Origin of the sequence: Microbacterium sp. SLBN-154, from assembly GCF_006715565.1 — a bacterium.
GTDB lineage: Bacteria > Actinomycetota > Actinomycetes > Actinomycetales > Microbacteriaceae > Microbacterium.
Genome location: NZ_VFNL01000001.1, coordinates 146,272 through 161,764, shown reverse-complemented (window position 1 = coordinate 161,764; position 15,493 = coordinate 146,272). Strand labels below are relative to the sequence as shown.

13 protein-coding genes are annotated in these 15,493 nt (G+C 66.8%); 4 read left to right on the top strand and 9 right to left on the bottom strand.

All coding sequences use genetic code 11. The features are described 5' to 3' along the window. Nucleotides 1–76: 76 nt before the first annotated feature. Nucleotides 77–1,087 carry a lactonase family protein gene (locus FBY40_RS17685; RefSeq protein WP_141935613.1) on the top strand — a complete coding sequence of 337 codons (1,011 nt, stop codon included), beginning with the start codon at nucleotides 77–79 and terminating at the stop codon, nucleotides 1,085–1,087. Nucleotides 1,088–1,143: 56 nt separating this feature from the next. On the opposite strand, the gene FBY40_RS00845 is transcribed toward FBY40_RS17685, so the two are convergent. From FBY40_RS00845 to FBY40_RS00805, 9 genes are all read right to left on the bottom strand, one after another. Then, nucleotides 1,144–2,481 carry an FAD-dependent oxidoreductase gene (locus tag FBY40_RS00845; protein WP_160141315.1) on the bottom strand — a complete coding sequence of 446 codons (1,338 nt, stop codon included), beginning with the start codon at nucleotides 2,479–2,481 and terminating at the stop codon, nucleotides 1,144–1,146. Nucleotides 2,482–2,923: 442 nt separating this feature from the next. Then, nucleotides 2,924–5,326, bottom strand: a complete 2,403-nt coding sequence (locus FBY40_RS00840; protein ID WP_141935610.1) for a glycosyl hydrolase family 95 catalytic domain-containing protein — start codon at nucleotides 5,324–5,326, stop codon at nucleotides 2,924–2,926. A gap of 54 nt (nucleotides 5,327–5,380) precedes the next feature. After that, nucleotides 5,381–6,913 (bottom strand): aldehyde dehydrogenase (NADP(+)), encoded by a 1,533-nt coding sequence (locus FBY40_RS00835; protein WP_141935608.1) that lies wholly within the window; start codon nucleotides 6,911–6,913, stop codon nucleotides 5,381–5,383. Between the two features lie 129 nt (nucleotides 6,914–7,042). Continuing rightward, nucleotides 7,043–8,218, bottom strand: a complete 1,176-nt coding sequence (locus FBY40_RS00830; RefSeq protein WP_141935607.1) for a fumarylacetoacetate hydrolase family protein — start codon at nucleotides 8,216–8,218, stop codon at nucleotides 7,043–7,045. Between the two features lie 32 nt (nucleotides 8,219–8,250). Then, a complete protein-coding gene (locus FBY40_RS00825; RefSeq protein WP_141935605.1) occupies nucleotides 8,251–9,033 on the bottom strand; it encodes an enoyl-CoA hydratase/isomerase family protein in 783 nt (260 codons plus the stop codon). After that, on the bottom strand, nucleotides 9,030–10,187 hold the full coding sequence (locus FBY40_RS00820) for a carbohydrate ABC transporter substrate-binding protein (RefSeq protein WP_141935604.1): 1,158 nt from the start codon (nucleotides 10,185–10,187) through the stop codon (nucleotides 9,030–9,032). The genes FBY40_RS00825 and FBY40_RS00820 overlap by 4 nt, the downstream gene beginning before the upstream one ends. Then, a complete protein-coding gene (locus FBY40_RS00815) occupies nucleotides 10,184–11,410 on the bottom strand; it encodes a CaiB/BaiF CoA transferase family protein (protein WP_141935602.1) in 1,227 nt (408 codons plus the stop codon). Before FBY40_RS00815 ends, FBY40_RS00820 begins: the two co-directional genes overlap by 4 nt. 27 nt (nucleotides 11,411–11,437) lie before the next feature. Then, the gene (locus FBY40_RS00810) at nucleotides 11,438–12,562 is read right to left on the bottom strand and encodes an aldose 1-epimerase family protein (protein WP_141935601.1); all 1,125 of its coding nucleotides are present in this window, start codon (nucleotides 12,560–12,562) and stop codon (nucleotides 11,438–11,440) included. A gap of 5 nt (nucleotides 12,563–12,567) precedes the next feature. Next, the gene (locus FBY40_RS00805) at nucleotides 12,568–13,329 is read right to left on the bottom strand and encodes an SDR family NAD(P)-dependent oxidoreductase (protein ID WP_200829902.1); all 762 of its coding nucleotides are present in this window, start codon (nucleotides 13,327–13,329) and stop codon (nucleotides 12,568–12,570) included. A 516-nt stretch (nucleotides 13,330–13,845) separates the two neighbouring features. On the opposite strand from FBY40_RS00805, the gene FBY40_RS00800 reads away from it, so the two are divergent. The 3 genes from FBY40_RS00800 to FBY40_RS00790 are packed head-to-tail and all read left to right on the top strand — an operon-like array spanning nucleotide 13,846 to nucleotide 15,361. After that, the gene (locus tag FBY40_RS00800) at nucleotides 13,846–14,655 is read left to right on the top strand and encodes a formylglycine-generating enzyme family protein (RefSeq protein ID WP_235014400.1); all 810 of its coding nucleotides are present in this window, start codon (nucleotides 13,846–13,848) and stop codon (nucleotides 14,653–14,655) included. Continuing rightward, nucleotides 14,652–15,017: a YidH family protein gene (locus tag FBY40_RS00795; RefSeq protein ID WP_141935594.1), complete on the top strand. Its 366-nt coding sequence runs from the start codon at nucleotides 14,652–14,654 to the stop codon at nucleotides 15,015–15,017. The genes FBY40_RS00800 and FBY40_RS00795 overlap by 4 nt, the downstream gene beginning before the upstream one ends. Continuing rightward, a complete protein-coding gene (locus FBY40_RS00790; protein ID WP_141935592.1) occupies nucleotides 15,014–15,361 on the top strand; it encodes a DUF202 domain-containing protein in 348 nt (115 codons plus the stop codon). Before FBY40_RS00795 ends, FBY40_RS00790 begins: the two co-directional genes overlap by 4 nt. The last annotated feature ends 132 nt before the right edge of the window (nucleotides 15,362–15,493 follow it).

The window sequence follows — 15,493 nt, the reverse complement described above, 5'->3', positions numbered from 1 at the left end:
CTTTCAATAACGGGGCAAACATACAATTAAGGCGAAAGTTTGCGAAGGGCTGAATAGACCGGTGACAGGAAAAGGCATGCATGCTCTCGTGGGCTCCTATCGCTCGGACTCATCCCCGGGCGGCATAGCGCTCGTAAGGTGTCGTGCCGACGGGTGGGAGGTAGTCGCGCGCGCGGAGACCTCGAACGTCTCCTACTTGGCCGTCTTCAAAGGTATGGCCATATCGGTGAACGAGGATCGAGCCGGCGCGATCGAGACGCGGCGAATCGAATACAGCGAGGGTCGGCCGACTGGATTGGCGTACATCGATCGCGTCGATACGGGTGCGCTGCCCTGCCATATAGAGCTGCTGGCACTTTCGCCCGGGCCAGGAAAAGCCGGGAATCTTGCCCTCGTGCCGAACTACGGAAGCGGCAACGTCACGGTTGTCCTGGTCCACGATGACGGGCTTCTCGATTTGGTCGAGGAATTCACGATGCCGTGGGGGCGTGAACCTATGCCAGTGCGTCAGGAATCGAGCCATCCCCACCAGTGTCGAGCGACTCCGTGGGGCTCTGTTGTCGTTAGCGACCTCGGGTCGGATTGCCTCCATGAGCTTCAGTGGCAGGCGGGTCGATTGAGCTTGCGGAGGAGCTTCAAATTGCCGGACGGGACCGGGCCGCGGCATATGGTTGTCGACAGTGGGAGGCTGTATGTCGTCGGAGAACTCGATGGAAGACTGCACATGATGCACTTCACTGCATCGGAGTGGCGCTGGATCCACTCGGAGCCCGTAAGCCGGGACGTGCGCGGCTACCCTTGGGTTCGACCGTCTCACCTTACGTTGTCTCCGGCGGGCAAGGAACTGACAGCTAGCGTGCGCGGAGTATCTCGCCTCGTATTCCTCCGCCCCGCGGCCAGAGGGGTCGAGTTCGCAGAGGAAATCTCTCTTCCTGGCGCCGAACCGCGACACCATGTCCATCTTGATGACGAACGCCTGGCCGTTGCGCTCCAGCATGACAACCGAATCGTCGGTGTGGACAGACGAACTGGCATCGCGGACGTGCTGTTGACGATTGACGCTCCGGCCTGTGTCGTGACGTTCTAGCGGTCTAGTTGAGTGGGTCGATGGCTGTCCCCGTTGGGTTTCAACCGGCCGGCGTGTCAATGCAGGATTGCCCCTCGGCGCCGGAGCTCTGCGCGGACATCAGCGGCGGGGATGTTCTTGGCCGCGCTGATGTTGCTGGCGACCGCGATAGCCGCGGCCACCCCGGCCGCCTCGCCCATCCCCATTGCAGTCCCCGTCACGCGAGATGATGCGAGCGCTTCTTGAGTGGCGGAGTGACAGCGCCCGGCGACAAGGAGGTTCTTGCTCTTGAGCGGGATGAGGGTCCGGAAGGGAATGTCGTACGGACGCGTCTGTGGATGCTCATGAAAGCCTGCGCTTTCGGCCCGATGACGGTCGAGGTACCAGGCGCCCAGCACGATCGCGTCGTCGAAGCGCCGCTGGCTCCGGACGTCGTCCACTGTCAGTTGGTATTCACCGCGGATGCGCCGTGTTTCCCGGGCCCCGGTCTCCGGTCCACTTGAAATGTAGTAGGCATCGACGCACTCGGGAACCCTCTCCTTGAAGAGTTTGAACATCGTCCAAGCCTGTTTCCGCGACTCGACCTCGGCACGCGACCAGTCTTCAGCGTCGGTGCGGTCCGCACGCAGTCGTGTGGCATTGATCAGGACGTCGCCCTCGCCGAGCTTGAGCATATAGGGCCCGCCATATGGTGGAATCATCCCTGCGGCATGCGCATCTCGCAGGACATCGCTGCAATGAGCGACCAGATCCGGGCCGATCGAAACATTCCCCATACGGAAGTGGAGTGTCATCGGCTGCGCCCTCTCGGGGTCGCTGTCGTAAGGGTTCCCGGCCCACGCGGCGATGTCGGCGTCCCCCGAGCAATCGACGATGAACGTCGGTCGCACCTCGCTCAATCCGCTCTTGTTCGCGACGATGACGCTCTCGATGACCTCGTCGGATGAGTGGAGACCGGCTGCTCGTGAGTGATAGAGCACTTCAGCGCCGGCTTGCTCAAGACGCGCGTCGGCGTAGACCTTGAAGTGCTCGAGATCCAAGTCGACGGGCTCCAGTGATGTCTCATCGACCACTTTGTGAGAATCGGCGCCAGATTCTGCCGTGAGGTCGCCCCCGTGCCGGAAACGCCCTTCGCGTTGACGGGCCCTGGACACGCCCTGAACGTCCTCCATGATGTCCTGGGCAATTCCCCCGAGTACGACCTCGCCGGTTACCGTATCGAACATCCCATCCAGACCCGGTCCCATCACCGCCGTGATGAATCCTCCCGCGAATCCGGAAGACTCCACCACGAGCACGGAAGCGCCCATTTCTGCCGCAGCGACGGACGCAGCAATGCCGGCGCATCCCGCTCCCACGACGAGAACATCGGGTCGGTACGTCCGGCTGATCATTTCGGGCGGCAGCTTGGCCATAGGCGCTCTCCTTGCGTCACGGAAGGTCGGAGGGTGAGAGGGCTTCGTCGCCTCGCCGGGGATGGACAGGAAGCTGTCCCCGCCGCCGGCAAGTCGGCACCACATCCAGTGTTTTCATTATGGACGCAGGCAATGTGGTAGCGCAACCATATCCGTCTCACACGTCTCGTGACCACGCGGAGTGGCAGGCGCCGCCCTCGCGACCCATTGAATCGCTAGAGATGGTCCCGGACTCTGGAAGGCGCACAGGGAGCGCACGGCCAAGCGGAGCCTTGGCCGCGGGCGCGGCCGCATGCAGGTCTGCGGGTCGCGAACTGCTCGCAGACTGATGAGCCACTGGGAGAGCGGGCTACGTGCATCACTCCTCGACGCCGCAGTCGGCCATCGCCTTCACCAGAGTCTGCAGCGACTGCTCCGACCCCCCGGGGGAACCGAGACGGCCTCAGTCGGTTGTGAAGTGAACGACCTGGCCCTCCGTCATCGCGACGTAGGTTATCCCGGCCCTCTGCGCCGCGAACGCGTCCTGGCAAACAAATCGCTCCGGGGTGAGAATCCGGAGCGTGCCGCCGCACTCGCTTTGCACACGAATCCGGTCGCATCCACCACTTGCGTAGCGTGCGCTGACGATAAAGCCCCCGACAGCCCGGAGGTTCTCGAACTCTGCGTTGCCGATGGAAGTGTCGTTGGGGAACAGTCGGATGACACCCGTAGAGCTCTGCATCATCAGTTCGTTCACGACTCCACTGATTGCGAAGTTCTCAACGAAGACGCCCATCTCAGCCATGAAGTCGAATGGAGTCGCGTCGTTGTACCGTCCGAACGCCTCGAGGATCCGGTCGGTGTAGGTGCCGTTGGGAAGCTCGCAGTACTCGAGCTGGGCCTCGAACTCGTCGGGATCGAGTATGCCCATTCGAGCCTTCTGCAGATGGACGAAGACGAGCTCATTCCCCCCTTCGAGACGTTGCCGCGCGATCGACCGCTTCACGAGATCCTGCACCGGGCGGGGCGAGCCCCAAGAGTGTTCCTCGCCCGGGAAGACGGTCGCCCCGGCGAGGGGGATGTTGTAGACGACGTCGGGGTCTTCTCCTGGGACCGAGATCAGGACATCGCCGACCTCCGTGGCGGCTGTGCTGTATGGCGGCAGGAGAACCTGTAGTTCGCGGGTCCGTTTCGCAAGGGGAACCTCGTCCGGGTCTCGGCCCAGCGCCGTCAGCGCATCTCGGTAGGCGCCGAATAGGAACTTCGTGAGAGTGAGATCGATCAGACAGTCACGGTTCAGCCGGAGATCGGGCGTCAGACCGTACATCTCCGGGACGACCGTCGGGAAGATGTGCCTCTGTTCGGTTCCGTCATCCGCCAAGGCGGCCGGACGATCCAGATAGGCGACCATGAACTCTGTGGCTGCTTCGATCGGCTCGAAGAGGCGCTCGCGCAGTAGTTCGACGTCTTGCGTATAGAGGAAGTGCCACCATAGCGATTGAACCGTCCACGGTGTTTCGCACAGTTCCCAGCCCCACACCGGCGAGGGGGAAGGGAACTCGTCCATCGGCACCGGATAGGCCGTGTGCGGGAAGTAGGCCCCAGGGAGTCCGAAGTACTCGCGCGCGAATCGCCGTGAGAGCGGCAACAGGTCCCACACGAGGTTGATGTACGGCTCGTGACTTTCCGCGCGATTGCCGGAGAACACCCCCCAGTAGAGCTGCTGGGTGTTGTAGTTCATGTGGTAGTCGCCATGCCAGGCTGTGCCGACATCGCCGGCGCTCAGGTTCCCGAAGATCCCGGGGGCCCGCTTACCGCGCCGTACAACGCAGTGGGTGAAGTAGGTGCCTCGATACCAGGCGCGCTCGAGCGCTGGGCGCTCGAGCCGTACCGCAGACCGTGACCAGTAGGTGGCCCAGTCCGCCCGCGCCCGCTCGAGCACCTCGTCGAAGGACGCCGTGGCGAGCGGGAAGTCGGAAGGTGTACGACTCCCTCTCGTATGGACGATTTGGACGCTGAACGTCAGGTCGGGCCGGTCAGGGTTGTACGTGATCGAGCGTTCGAGCGGGACCACGGGTGCGGCGCCGCCATACCAGGACGGCCGGGACACTGGTGCGAGCGACTGGCTGACATGCAGCAGAACGGCAAGCTCATGGCGGTCGGATGCCGTAGTGGTCCGCGCCGGCAGCTGTTCTCGGAACCCGATCGCCGTGGATCCCAGAGGCAGTTCGGTCACCTCGTCGCGCAGTGGGATTTCACCCGCGACCGTGAAGGCTATCGCCCTCTCGGCCGCCGTGCGCGTGTTCGCCGGGCCGACCTCGGGATCAGGGAGCAGCCTGACTCTTGTGATGGGGGAGGCAAAGCCCGGGCTCGCGCGCCCCACGATCACGTCGGACTCGGGATCGACGATCAGTTCGAGACCGACCCTCTCCCCGCGATGGAGGAGCTGGACCTCGCATCGACCGATGTCGAGGTGCAACTCGTGGCCTATCACTCGGGTATGGCGGCGATCGATCCCGAGGATGAGCCTGCCGCACGGATGCGGGCGTGGATAGGGCTGACCGTAGGCGCGCTCCATCCTCGCCATGTATTCCGCGAACCACTCGTCGGAATCGATCGAGCGGCCGTCCGCAACCGCGCGCTTGATCTTGGCGAAAACGTCCCTGAACGATCCGACTTCGTCGCGATGCAGTTCATCGATCCGTTCGTCCCAGATGTCGTTGTGACCGAAGTGCAGCACGATGGCGTCCGGTCGGGTGGTCACGACGACGCCCACTCCTCCGTTGCCGAGGATCGCGCCCTCCATGAAGCGCGGGGCTGGGCCGCTCCGGCGGACGTTGTGTTCGGTCGGTGGCCAGTGATTCATCTCATCGTCCCCGGTCTCGCCGACCCCGACTGGAGCGTCGATCGGCCCGAACGATCACGAACCGCCGCTTCTGGAGGTTGTGATTAGTGCCCCATCAACGCGGCGGGGGATCTCGGCGAAGTCGTCGCGGAGCTCCTCGGGAAGCAGCGTCTCCGGAGCGTTCTGCCACGCCAGCGGTCGCAGGAATCGACGGATCGCGGTCACTCCGACTGAGGTGTGCACGGTGTTGGTCGCGGGCCAGGGTCCGCCATGGTGCTGTGCCCAGGACACCCGCACGCCGGTGGGGTAGCCGTTGAACACTATGCGGCCGGACGCCTCTTGCAGTACGGGTAGTAGCTCCACGATGCGGCCCAGGTCGGTGTCCTCGACGTGAAGGGTCGCGGTGAGTGAATGGGGCACCTGTGCGAGTGCAACGGCGAGCTCGTCCACATCGTGGTAGTCGACGACGAGGACGAGCGGCCCGAAGGCCTCGATTGTATGCGCGGTCGTGAGGTCCCGCGCCTGAACGCGCAGGACGCGGGGGGCCACTGAGAAGCCGGTGCCGTCGGGGGTTGTCGCCCCGGTGAGGGCGATGACGCCGGGCGCCGCCTCCAGCGACGCTACGCTCTCGCCGAATGATGCAAGAACCCGTTCGTTGAGGAGGACGCCTGGATCTGACGCGCCGACTGCGTCCCCCAGTCGCCTCGCGAACTGATCGGCAGCGTCGCCCGCGGGGACGAAGGCGATGCCCGGCTTGGTGCAGAGCTGACCGCCGGATGCCGTGATCGACGAGCTGAGGCCTACCGCGATCTCGGCACCCCGCGCCCGCAGGGCTGCTTCTGTAATGACCAGCGGGTTCACGCTCTGCAGCTCGCCGTAGAAGGGGATGGGACGGGGTCGGCCCTCGATTGCGGCGCGGAGGTGCTGGGCGGCGCCGAGGGAGCCGGTGAATCCGACCGCGGCGATGGCCGCGTGTTCCACGAGTGTGACACCGGCTTGCTGTCCGAACACGATGCCGAGGGTGCCCTCGGGTGCGTCGACGCGCTCGGCCCCGGCACGAAGCGCCTCATAGCTCACCTTCGAGGTGAGCGGGTGCGCGCTGTGAGCTTTGACGACGACCGGGTTCCCTGCAGCAAGCGCGGATGCCGTGTCGCCGCCCGGCACCGAGAACGCGAACGGGAAGTTGCTCGACCCGAACACGGCGACCGGGCCGACCGGAACCAGCATCCGCCGGACGTCGGGCTGGCGGCCCAGAGGGGTCTCAGTCGCATGGTCGATCGCCGCCTCCAGGAAGCCGCCTTCGCGGACGGCCTCTCCGAAGAGTCGCAGCTGGAACGTCGTGCGACTGAGCTCGCCTTCAAGGCGGGCTGCGGTGAGGCCGGTCTCCGTCTCCGCGGTCGATACAAGCCGGTCTCGGTGCTCCTCGAGCGAATCGGCGAGGCCATCAAGGAGTCGAGCGCGCCACGCGCGGCTGCGGGAGGCGATCTCCTGCGCGGCATCCTTCGCCCGCGCGACGATCACAGCTACCTCGTCGCCGGATGTCGGCGCGATCCCTGTGTCGGAGCGAGTGCCGGTGCGCGGGTCGGTGGTGGTCAGCGTCTCGGGCATGAGATCTCCAAAGGTCGGTTCATCAGGCGCTGCCGCAGCGCACGAGGGTGAAGCCGAGATCGATCAACACCGTTACATCCCGGGTCTTCCTGCGGGTCGCTCGCGGCGAGCTGACCGTCCGATCCTCGCTCACAAGAGCCCCCGACCAGCGAGATTCCTCATCAAGCCGGTGATCCCGAAGTCCCATGGTTCGCAGTCTTCGCTGAAGTCGACGACGTTCGCCAGCGTCCCCAACGATTCCGAGCGGATCTCTACGACGTCGCCCCGCTTATGAGTGAAGCCCAGGCCCGGCTCATCGCGGTCCTCGATTGGGGCGAAGAGGGTGCCCATCATGAGCACCGCCCCGTCGGGGTACTGATGGTGGGGGCCGATCAGCTGCGCCACGAGGTCTAGCGGGTCGCGGCTGATCTGGCGCATATCGCTCGCGGCGGCAAGCACGAAGCCGTCCTTGCCCTCGACGCGCACCGAGACCTCGGCCGAGCGCACGTCGTCGATGCCATACCGGTCGTCGAAGAGCCGGATGAACGGCCCCGTGGCGCAGGAGGCGTTGTTGTCCTTCGCCTTCGGAAGGAGCAGGGCGCTACGGCCCTCGATGTCTCGGAGGTTGACGTCGTTCGCGAGCAGGGCGCCGACAGCGGCCCCGCGCGAGGACACCGCCAGGGCGACCTCCGGCTCGGGGTTGTTCCACTGCGACGAGCGGAGGATGCCGATCTGCTCGCCCGTGCCTCGCGAAGCGAGAGGCAGCGACTTGGTGAAGATCTCGGCATCCGGGCCGATACCCACCTCGAGGTACTGCGACCACAGTCCTTCTGCGACGAAGAAGTCCTTCAGCTCAGCGGCTCGCTCGGAGCCGGGCTGCACACCGCCGAGATCGCCGCCGACACGCTCGGCGATCACGTGACGGAGTTCGGCGGCGGCGGAGTGATCGCCTCGCACCCGCTCCTCGATGACGCGCTCGATCATCGAGACGGCGAAGGTGACTCCCGCGGCCTTCACCGCCTGGAGGTCGTGGGGTGCCAGAAGCCAGGGCTGTTCCGTGTCGCGATCATCGAAGCGGGTGTTGGCATAGATGTCGTCGAGCCCGCCGAGGTCTGCCCCGCGTGCCGCGCGCGCGGCTGCGGCCGGGTCGTCCTCCTCGAGGAGCGCGCTCACCGTCGGGTACGTCGCCGCGAGGCTTCGGACGACGCCGTCGTCGACGAGCACCGGCGTCGGCCCCTGCGCGGCCGGCTCCCAGACGCGCCCGATGAGCACCGCGTCGCTCGCGTCGGCGGGAAGGGCGGCCGTGAGGGCGGGAAACCAGGTCATCGACGGGACTCCTGAGTGTCGGGGATCGGCCATCATCGGCCTTCGAAACGCGGGGCGCGCTTCTCCGTGAACGCGGCGCGCCCCTCGGCGGCGTCCTGGGTGGCGAAGCAGATGGTCTGCAGATCGCGCTCGTATCGCATCGCGTCGTCGAACGGCATCGTGTAGGCGGCGCGGACGTTCGCTTTCGCGGTCTGCGCCGCGATCGGCGGGCGGCTGGCGATCGTGTGTGCGAGCTCGGAGGCGCGGGCGAGCAGTCTCTCGCGCGGATGAAGCTCCGTGACCAGACCCCACGCCTGGGCGGTCGCTGCGCCGATCGGGTCGCCGGTGAGCAGCATCATCGCGGCGTTGCTCGGGCCGGCGCTGTGCGCGAGGAATGCGCTCATCCCGCCGCCGCCGATCCATCCCAGCTTGATCTCCGATGCGGCGAAGGTTGCCGTGTCCGCCGCAAGGCGGATATCGCAGATCATCGCCGTCTCCACCCCGCCGCCGAAGGCGTAGCCGTTGACGGCGGCGATCAGGGGCTTGCGCACTTCACGAAGGGCGTCGCAGTAGTCCACGCGATTGCGGAAGGCCCAGGCAGTCTCGTACTCGTCCAGCGTGCGGATGTCGGACCCCGCGCAGAACGAGCGCTCGCCGGCGCCGGTCAGCACGGCCACCCGCACGTCATCGTCGTCGTTGATCGCGTGGGCGAGCCGGGTGAGCTCCTTCGACATCTCCGGAGTGACGGCGTTGAGCTTGGCCGGACGATTCAGGGTGATGAACGCCACGTGCCCGTCCGTCTCGACGACGACTTCGTCGATGGTGCTGTGGATCATGAGACTGCCTCCTCGAAGGTGGAGAGGTCGGCGCGGGCGACCGCGTCGTTCTGGAGCGCCGTCATCCGCTCCAGCACGGTTCTCGGCTCGGAGTCGTTCGCGAGGGCCTCTCGGATGACGCGAGACAGCTCGCGTTGAAGCTGGACGAATCCCGCGAACCGGGGTCGCACCCAGGCGCGCTCGATCGTGCGTCGGGTGCGTCGATAGAAGTCGCCTGTGCTGCCGTTCACCGCGTCGTCCTCCCATGCGGCTCGCACCGACGGCTGACCCTGGTGGAGGGGGATGAAACCTGTCTGGGTCTGGTCGCCGAGGAGCCAGACGAGGTGCTTGCGGAGTCCGGCGGCGACCTCGGCCCGCGTGGTGACGGCGATGCCGGTGCCTCCGATGGTGGAACCGGTGACCCCGCCGACACCCTCCGGCGCATCTGCGAACGTGACAGCGCGCGTGCGGCGCCGGTTCGCATAATTCACGTAGCCGTAGACCAGGGGGATGTACGCGATGTCGTCGGATGTTATCATCCGCTCGAGGAGCGCGATGGGATTCTGCGCCTCGGAGCCGCGCGGCCCCCGCCGAGACAGCTCGCGGAGGATGCCGAGCGCGAGCGACCCGACCCCCGTGTCCACGATCGTCTCGGAAGCGCCGCCGGAGAGCGGTGCACCGAAGCTGTGGCAGATCGATGCGAACGAGAGGTATGCGTGCGGTCCGGACACCGACAGGGCGACGGGATGCCGGGCACTGACGGAGACGACATCCGACCACGTCCGGGGCTCCTGGTCCAGGAGGTCGGTGCGGCGTGCACTGACCTGGGTGGCGGCGTCGAGAGGGAGCGCCCAGGTCGATCCCGCGAGTCGATACGAGGCGAGGGAGGGGCCCACGGCGCGGTGCGCGATGTCCTTAAGGACGTCGGATCCGACGACGGCTTCCATCGGGCGGAGACAACGCGAAGCCAGGGCGTCGCCGAGGTGCGGATGATCCAGCACGATCACGTCGTACCGCTGCGCGAGCTCGGCAATGGGGGCGGACTCGAAGCCCTCCAGCGACTGCACGTCCCAGGTCAGGTCCACGCCGACCGAGGCCGCGTGGGCCCGCGCCGCCTCGAGAGCCTCGCGTCCGCGCGGGTGATCCCAGGTCAGGCCGGTGAGGACGGTCGTCATGACGCAGCGCTCGCGGCGGCGATGACGCCCTCGTCCAGCAAGGCGTCGACGTGCTCGGCCGGCACGCCGAGGTCACGGAGGATCTCACGGGTGTGCTGGCCGGCGAGCGGTGCGCCGCGGACTATGCGCGCCGGAGTGCGGGAGAACCGGTAGGGGAAGCCGGGGGTGCGGACCCGTCCCTCGGTCGGGTGGTCGTACTCCACCATCGTCCCGTTATGCGCGATCTGAGCATCGTTGACGAGATCCTCGTACGAGTAGACGGGCGCCACCCAGATGCCCGCGGAGCCCAAGAGGTTCAACCACTCGGCGGTGCTGCGGGTGCGCAGCTTGTCCGCCACCTTCGCGTAGATCTCGTCTCGCCGGTCCCAGCCGTCGATTTCGCCGTCCATGTCGGCGAAGGCGGGCTCGTCGATCAACTCGCCGAGCGTGGGCAGATGCGGCATCGCGAGCGCAAGGTACCCATCCGTCGTCGCGAATGTGCCGTAGGGGGAGCGGATGTAGACGTGCGCGTGAGGCTGGTCGCTACGCTCCTGCGGCACGCCCCCCATCGTGTAGACGGAGATCTCCTGCATCTGCAGCGTCGTGATGACGTCGAGCATGTTCACCGTCACCCGCTGGCCTTCACCGGTCCGCTCGCGGTGCAGGAGGGCTGCGAGCACCGCCTCGAACGCGGTCGACGCGGTCACGGCATCTACGAGATACTGCCCGGCCGCCTGCGGCGGCGTTCCGGCCGCGCCGGCAGAGAGCATCGCTCCGGAGAGGGCCTGCAGCAGGAGGTCCTGTCCCGGGCGATCGCGATAGGGCCCGTCCTCGCCGTAGCCCGAGATCGACACATAGACGAGGGCGGGGTTGATCTCGCGCAGCGTCTCGTAGTCGACGCCGAGGCGCTGCGCGACTCCCGGGCGGTAGTTCTGCAGGAAGACGTCGGACTCCGCGACGAGCCGGTGCACCAGCTCGCGCCCGTGGGGTGCCTTCAAGTCCACCGCGAACGACCTTTTGTTGCGGTTCAAGGACAGGAAGGAGACGTTGATCCGGTTGCCCCGAGCACCGCCGGCCGCCGCATGGCGCTGCCACTCGCCGGCTGTCGGCTCGACCTTGATGACGTCCGCGCCGAGATCGCCCAGGCGCTGCGCCGCGAAAGGGCCCGCCATCGCGATCGAGCAGTCCAGCACGCGGTATCCGCTGAGGACTCCTTTCGGCGCTGAGGAGCTGTCGTCTGTCATTGGAGGTCTCTCTCGAGTAGCGGGTGATCAAGATGCAGACGGCTGCGGACCGATGGCGCGGATGCGAGACGCGGATTCGGCGACCTCCGAAGTGCCGTCGAGTACGCGCACCGTGAGGTCGTAGGCGCGCGATTCGCCGTGCGCCAGCCACGTCAGGCTGCCGTCCTCGCGCGCGGCCGCCTCCCCGGTGACGTGGGTGCTGGAGGGCTCCAGCCCCACGCCGTACTGACCGGCGCGGAGGTTCTGCCATTCGAAGAAGAACGGCTGGGTGGCTGCATCCCACGAGATCTCGATGCCGCGGGAGGCATCGGGGGTGTGGAGCGCGACGCGGTGGCGGCCGTCGTCGCCGACGGTGAGCGCATGCTCCCAGACCTGCTCGACGAACCCGTCGACCGGTGCGGACAGCACGTCGTAGGGGACACCCTGTTGCGTCGTCGAGTCGGATGCCCACTCGTGGCCTGCGATCGGGGCCACCAGTGCGGTTCCCTCGTCGACATATGGATAGCCGATGTTGAGGTGATAGAGGAACATGTGCGGAGTCGGCTCGAAGCCGAGGTTGTCAACGACGTCGTGGACCCGCAGCTCGTTCCCGAAGACGTCGAGTTCGATGGTTCGGATGAGGCGCAGGTGCTCGCCGAAAGATGTCGCCTGGATCACCTCGCCGACCACGCGCAGCACGCCTCCGCTTTGCAGCCAGTCCTCCTCGACTCGGAGGAGTCGGGCCGGGATCGCCGTCAACCGGCCGTGCAGCCCGTGTTTGACGGTCTGCTTGGGTGGATACGCGTAGTGGGTGGCGTCGTACTCGCCGCCGAAGAGGGCGTGGTCGAGTCCGCCGGTGACGAGGAGTCCGTCCAGAGCCCGAAGCCAGGAGAGGCCGTTCTCGGCATCCGACTCGTGCAGTCCCGGATGACGGAAGCCGTTGCCGCTGCGCCACCCGAACGGCACGCCACGATAGCGCGCCGAGCCGAGGTCGAAGGCGCGGTCGATGAGCACCTCCACCTCCAGTCCCGAGGCGTTCCGGAGCAGGAGGGCTCGCACGCCCTCCTCGCGTCCGTTCTTCAGTACGACCTCCTGGATGCCGGCGAAGGCGGCCAGATCGCCGGCGCGGCGGCGCAGATCGGCGGTCGACGGGGCGGTTTCGGGGAAGGGCATCAGGTTCACTCCATGATCCATCCGCCGTCGACGTTGATCGTCTGGCCGGTGACGAATGACGAGTCAGGGCTCACGAGGAACGACACGACGGCGGCGAGCTCGGCGTCGGTTCCGCGGCGCTTGAGCGATTGGCGGTCGATCACCCATGCGCTGTACTGCGCGGGACTTTCGTGGATCTCCTCGGCCTTCGTCGGGAACGCTCCAGGGGAGACCCCGTTCACGCGGATGCCGAGAGGGCCGAGTTCGCGGGCCAGAGCTCGGGTCATTCCGACCGCAGCGCCCTTCGTGGTCACGTAGCTCGCGAGGTTCGCCCAGCCGCCGTGGAAGGTGATCGATCCGATGTTGACGATTGCGCCGGTCCCGCGCTCAGCCATGCGCCGGGAAGCGCCTTGGGCTGCCAAGAAGTATGCGGTCTGGTTGACGCGGACGACGTCCTCGAACTCTGCCTGGGAGATGTCGAACAGCGGCGTGCTCGGATAGATCGCCGCGTTGTTGACGAGCGCGCCCAGAGGGCCGAGTTCTTCTTCGGTCTCGCTGAGCGCGGCGTCCAGCGCCGCGCCGTCGCGGAGGTCGACGGGCAGCACGCGGTGGGGGACGCGGTTCTGGGTGAGGAGGTCGGCGGTCTCGCGAAGATGGGCGCTCTCGCGTCCGAGGACGCCGACGGCGAATCCGTCGGAACCAAGTCGGAACGAGATCGCCCGGCCTAATGCCCCGCCAGCACCAGTGACAACAGCCGAGCTCCCTTGGGGGAGGGCGTTCGCTGCCACGATAATCGCCTCGGCCCTTCTAACTCGCGGTTGCCCGTCACGCGGGGTTGCATGCATTCATCGATCGGCCTTGTATGTGGTAACGCTACCAGAAGAATTCCATTCTTGGGATCCGGCGAGCCCTTGGATTTCGTTTCTCGCGCCAAAGTGGTCGAGACAAAGCAATGATCGAGGACCTACGCGCTGGACCTGATCGGACAAATCCCTTCGCGCCTGCTCGAGGCGCAGATCGAGCGGGTTAGGGCAGCCTCGAACGCTGGACTGGTCGAGATACGACATGAAGCGCTGTCATTGGGTCGGATCTGAGGGGATTCGGACCGGTTCTCCGCCGCGATCTAGGGTGGGATCGTGTCGACCTCGAGTGGACCCTGCGGACCGGGATGCAGCTGCGGTACGCCGTCGCGGGCGGCCGTGGCGGTGAGCCTAGGCGGTGCGTCGCGGCAGCCCGGGTCTGCCGTGGCGGGGACGGGTCGGCACGGGATCGCGCAGTGCGCGATCCCGTCGGGTTCGTTCACGATGGGCGACGCCTCCGGCGACCGCAACCCGGCCGACGGTGAGACTCCGCTGCACGAGGTGCGCCTGGAAGGCTTCTCCATCGACGCTACGACGGTCACCAACGACGACTTTTCGCGGTTCATCGAGGCGACGGGGTATGTCACCGAGGCGGAGAGCTTCGGGTTCTCCGCGGTGTTCCACCTCGCCCTCGCCGCCCCGCGCGAGGACCTCATGGGTCCTGTGCCGGCGGCGCCGTGGTGGGTGGGGGTTCGGGGAGCGGACTGGGCGCACCCGGGCGGGCGGGACTCCTCGATCGTGGGGCTCGGCGATCACCCGGTGGTCCATGTCAGCTGGAACGATGCGCAGGCGTACTGCGACTGGGCGGATCGCCGGCTGCCGACCGAGGCGGAATGGGAGTACGCCGCACGCGGTGGTCTCGCGGGGGCGAAGTACCCGTGGGGTGACGACGAGGTCGATGACGGCGGATGGCGCGCGAACATCTGGCAGGGCGAGTTCCCGCGGGTGAACACCCGCGACGACGGGTATCTGACGACCGCGCCGGTGCGCAGCTTCGAACCCAACGGCTACGGGCTGTGGCAGAGCGTCGGGAACGTGTGGGAGTGGTGCCAGGACTGGTTCGACCCCGGGTACTACCGACGCTCGCCCGTGGACTCGCCGGCAGGGCCCGACCGGGGCGGGGCGCGGGTGCTGCGCGGCGGCAGCTACCTCTGCCACATCTCCTACTGCAACCGCTATCGAAACTCCGCGCGGTCGCAGAACACCCCCGACTCGTCGATGGGCAACGCCGGCTTCCGGACGGTCGCCCTGTGAGCGGCGACCGCCGCTTTCCGGCATCCGTCTTCCGGCACGGAACCGAGCCCGACGCGCGCTTCACTCTCGCCAATGAGCGCACATTCCTGGCATGGATCCGCACTGCGCTGGCCCTGATCGCCGGCGGCGTGGCCCTCGAACTCCTGGGGCTGCAGCTGCACCCGGAACTGCGGCTCGCCGCGAGCCTCGTGCTGGTGATCGTGGGGGTCATCGTGCCGGGCCTCGCGTGGGTCAACTGGATGCGCGCCGAGCGTGCGCTCCGCAACGCTCAGCCGCTTCCCGCGTCGCTGCTCGGTCCGGTGATCGCCGCCGCCGTCACCGTGGCCGGCGCTCTCGTGCTGCTGTCGATCCTCCTCGCATGAGCACGCTGTTCGACCCAGGGCTGCAACCGGAGCGTACCGAGCTGGCATGGCGGCGCACCGCGCTGGCGCTCGGCATCGGCTCGATCGTCGCGATGCGGCTGATCCCCGCCGTCTTCGGCAGCGCATGGTGGGTGCTGCTCGGCGTGGCAGGACTGCTCACTTCGGGGTGGTTGTGGGTGTCGGCTCGACGTCGCTACGGCGTCGTCAACGACATCCTCGCCCGCGAGCGCGACCGGGGACGGATGCCGGGAGCCGGCCTCCTGCTCGCGCTGACCCTCTGCGCGGTCGGAGCCGGGCTCCTCAGCCTCGCGATCGTGCTAGTCGCCGCGCTCCCGCGCAAGTGAACCACTTCCCCTTGACGCAAGTGGATTACTTCCCCTTGAATCGTCACCGACCATCAGGAAACGGCACCTGAGACATGGGACCTCCGACGTGCTTCGGGTCTGCCTGTAGTGGCCTCACGTGGAGGAGCTACT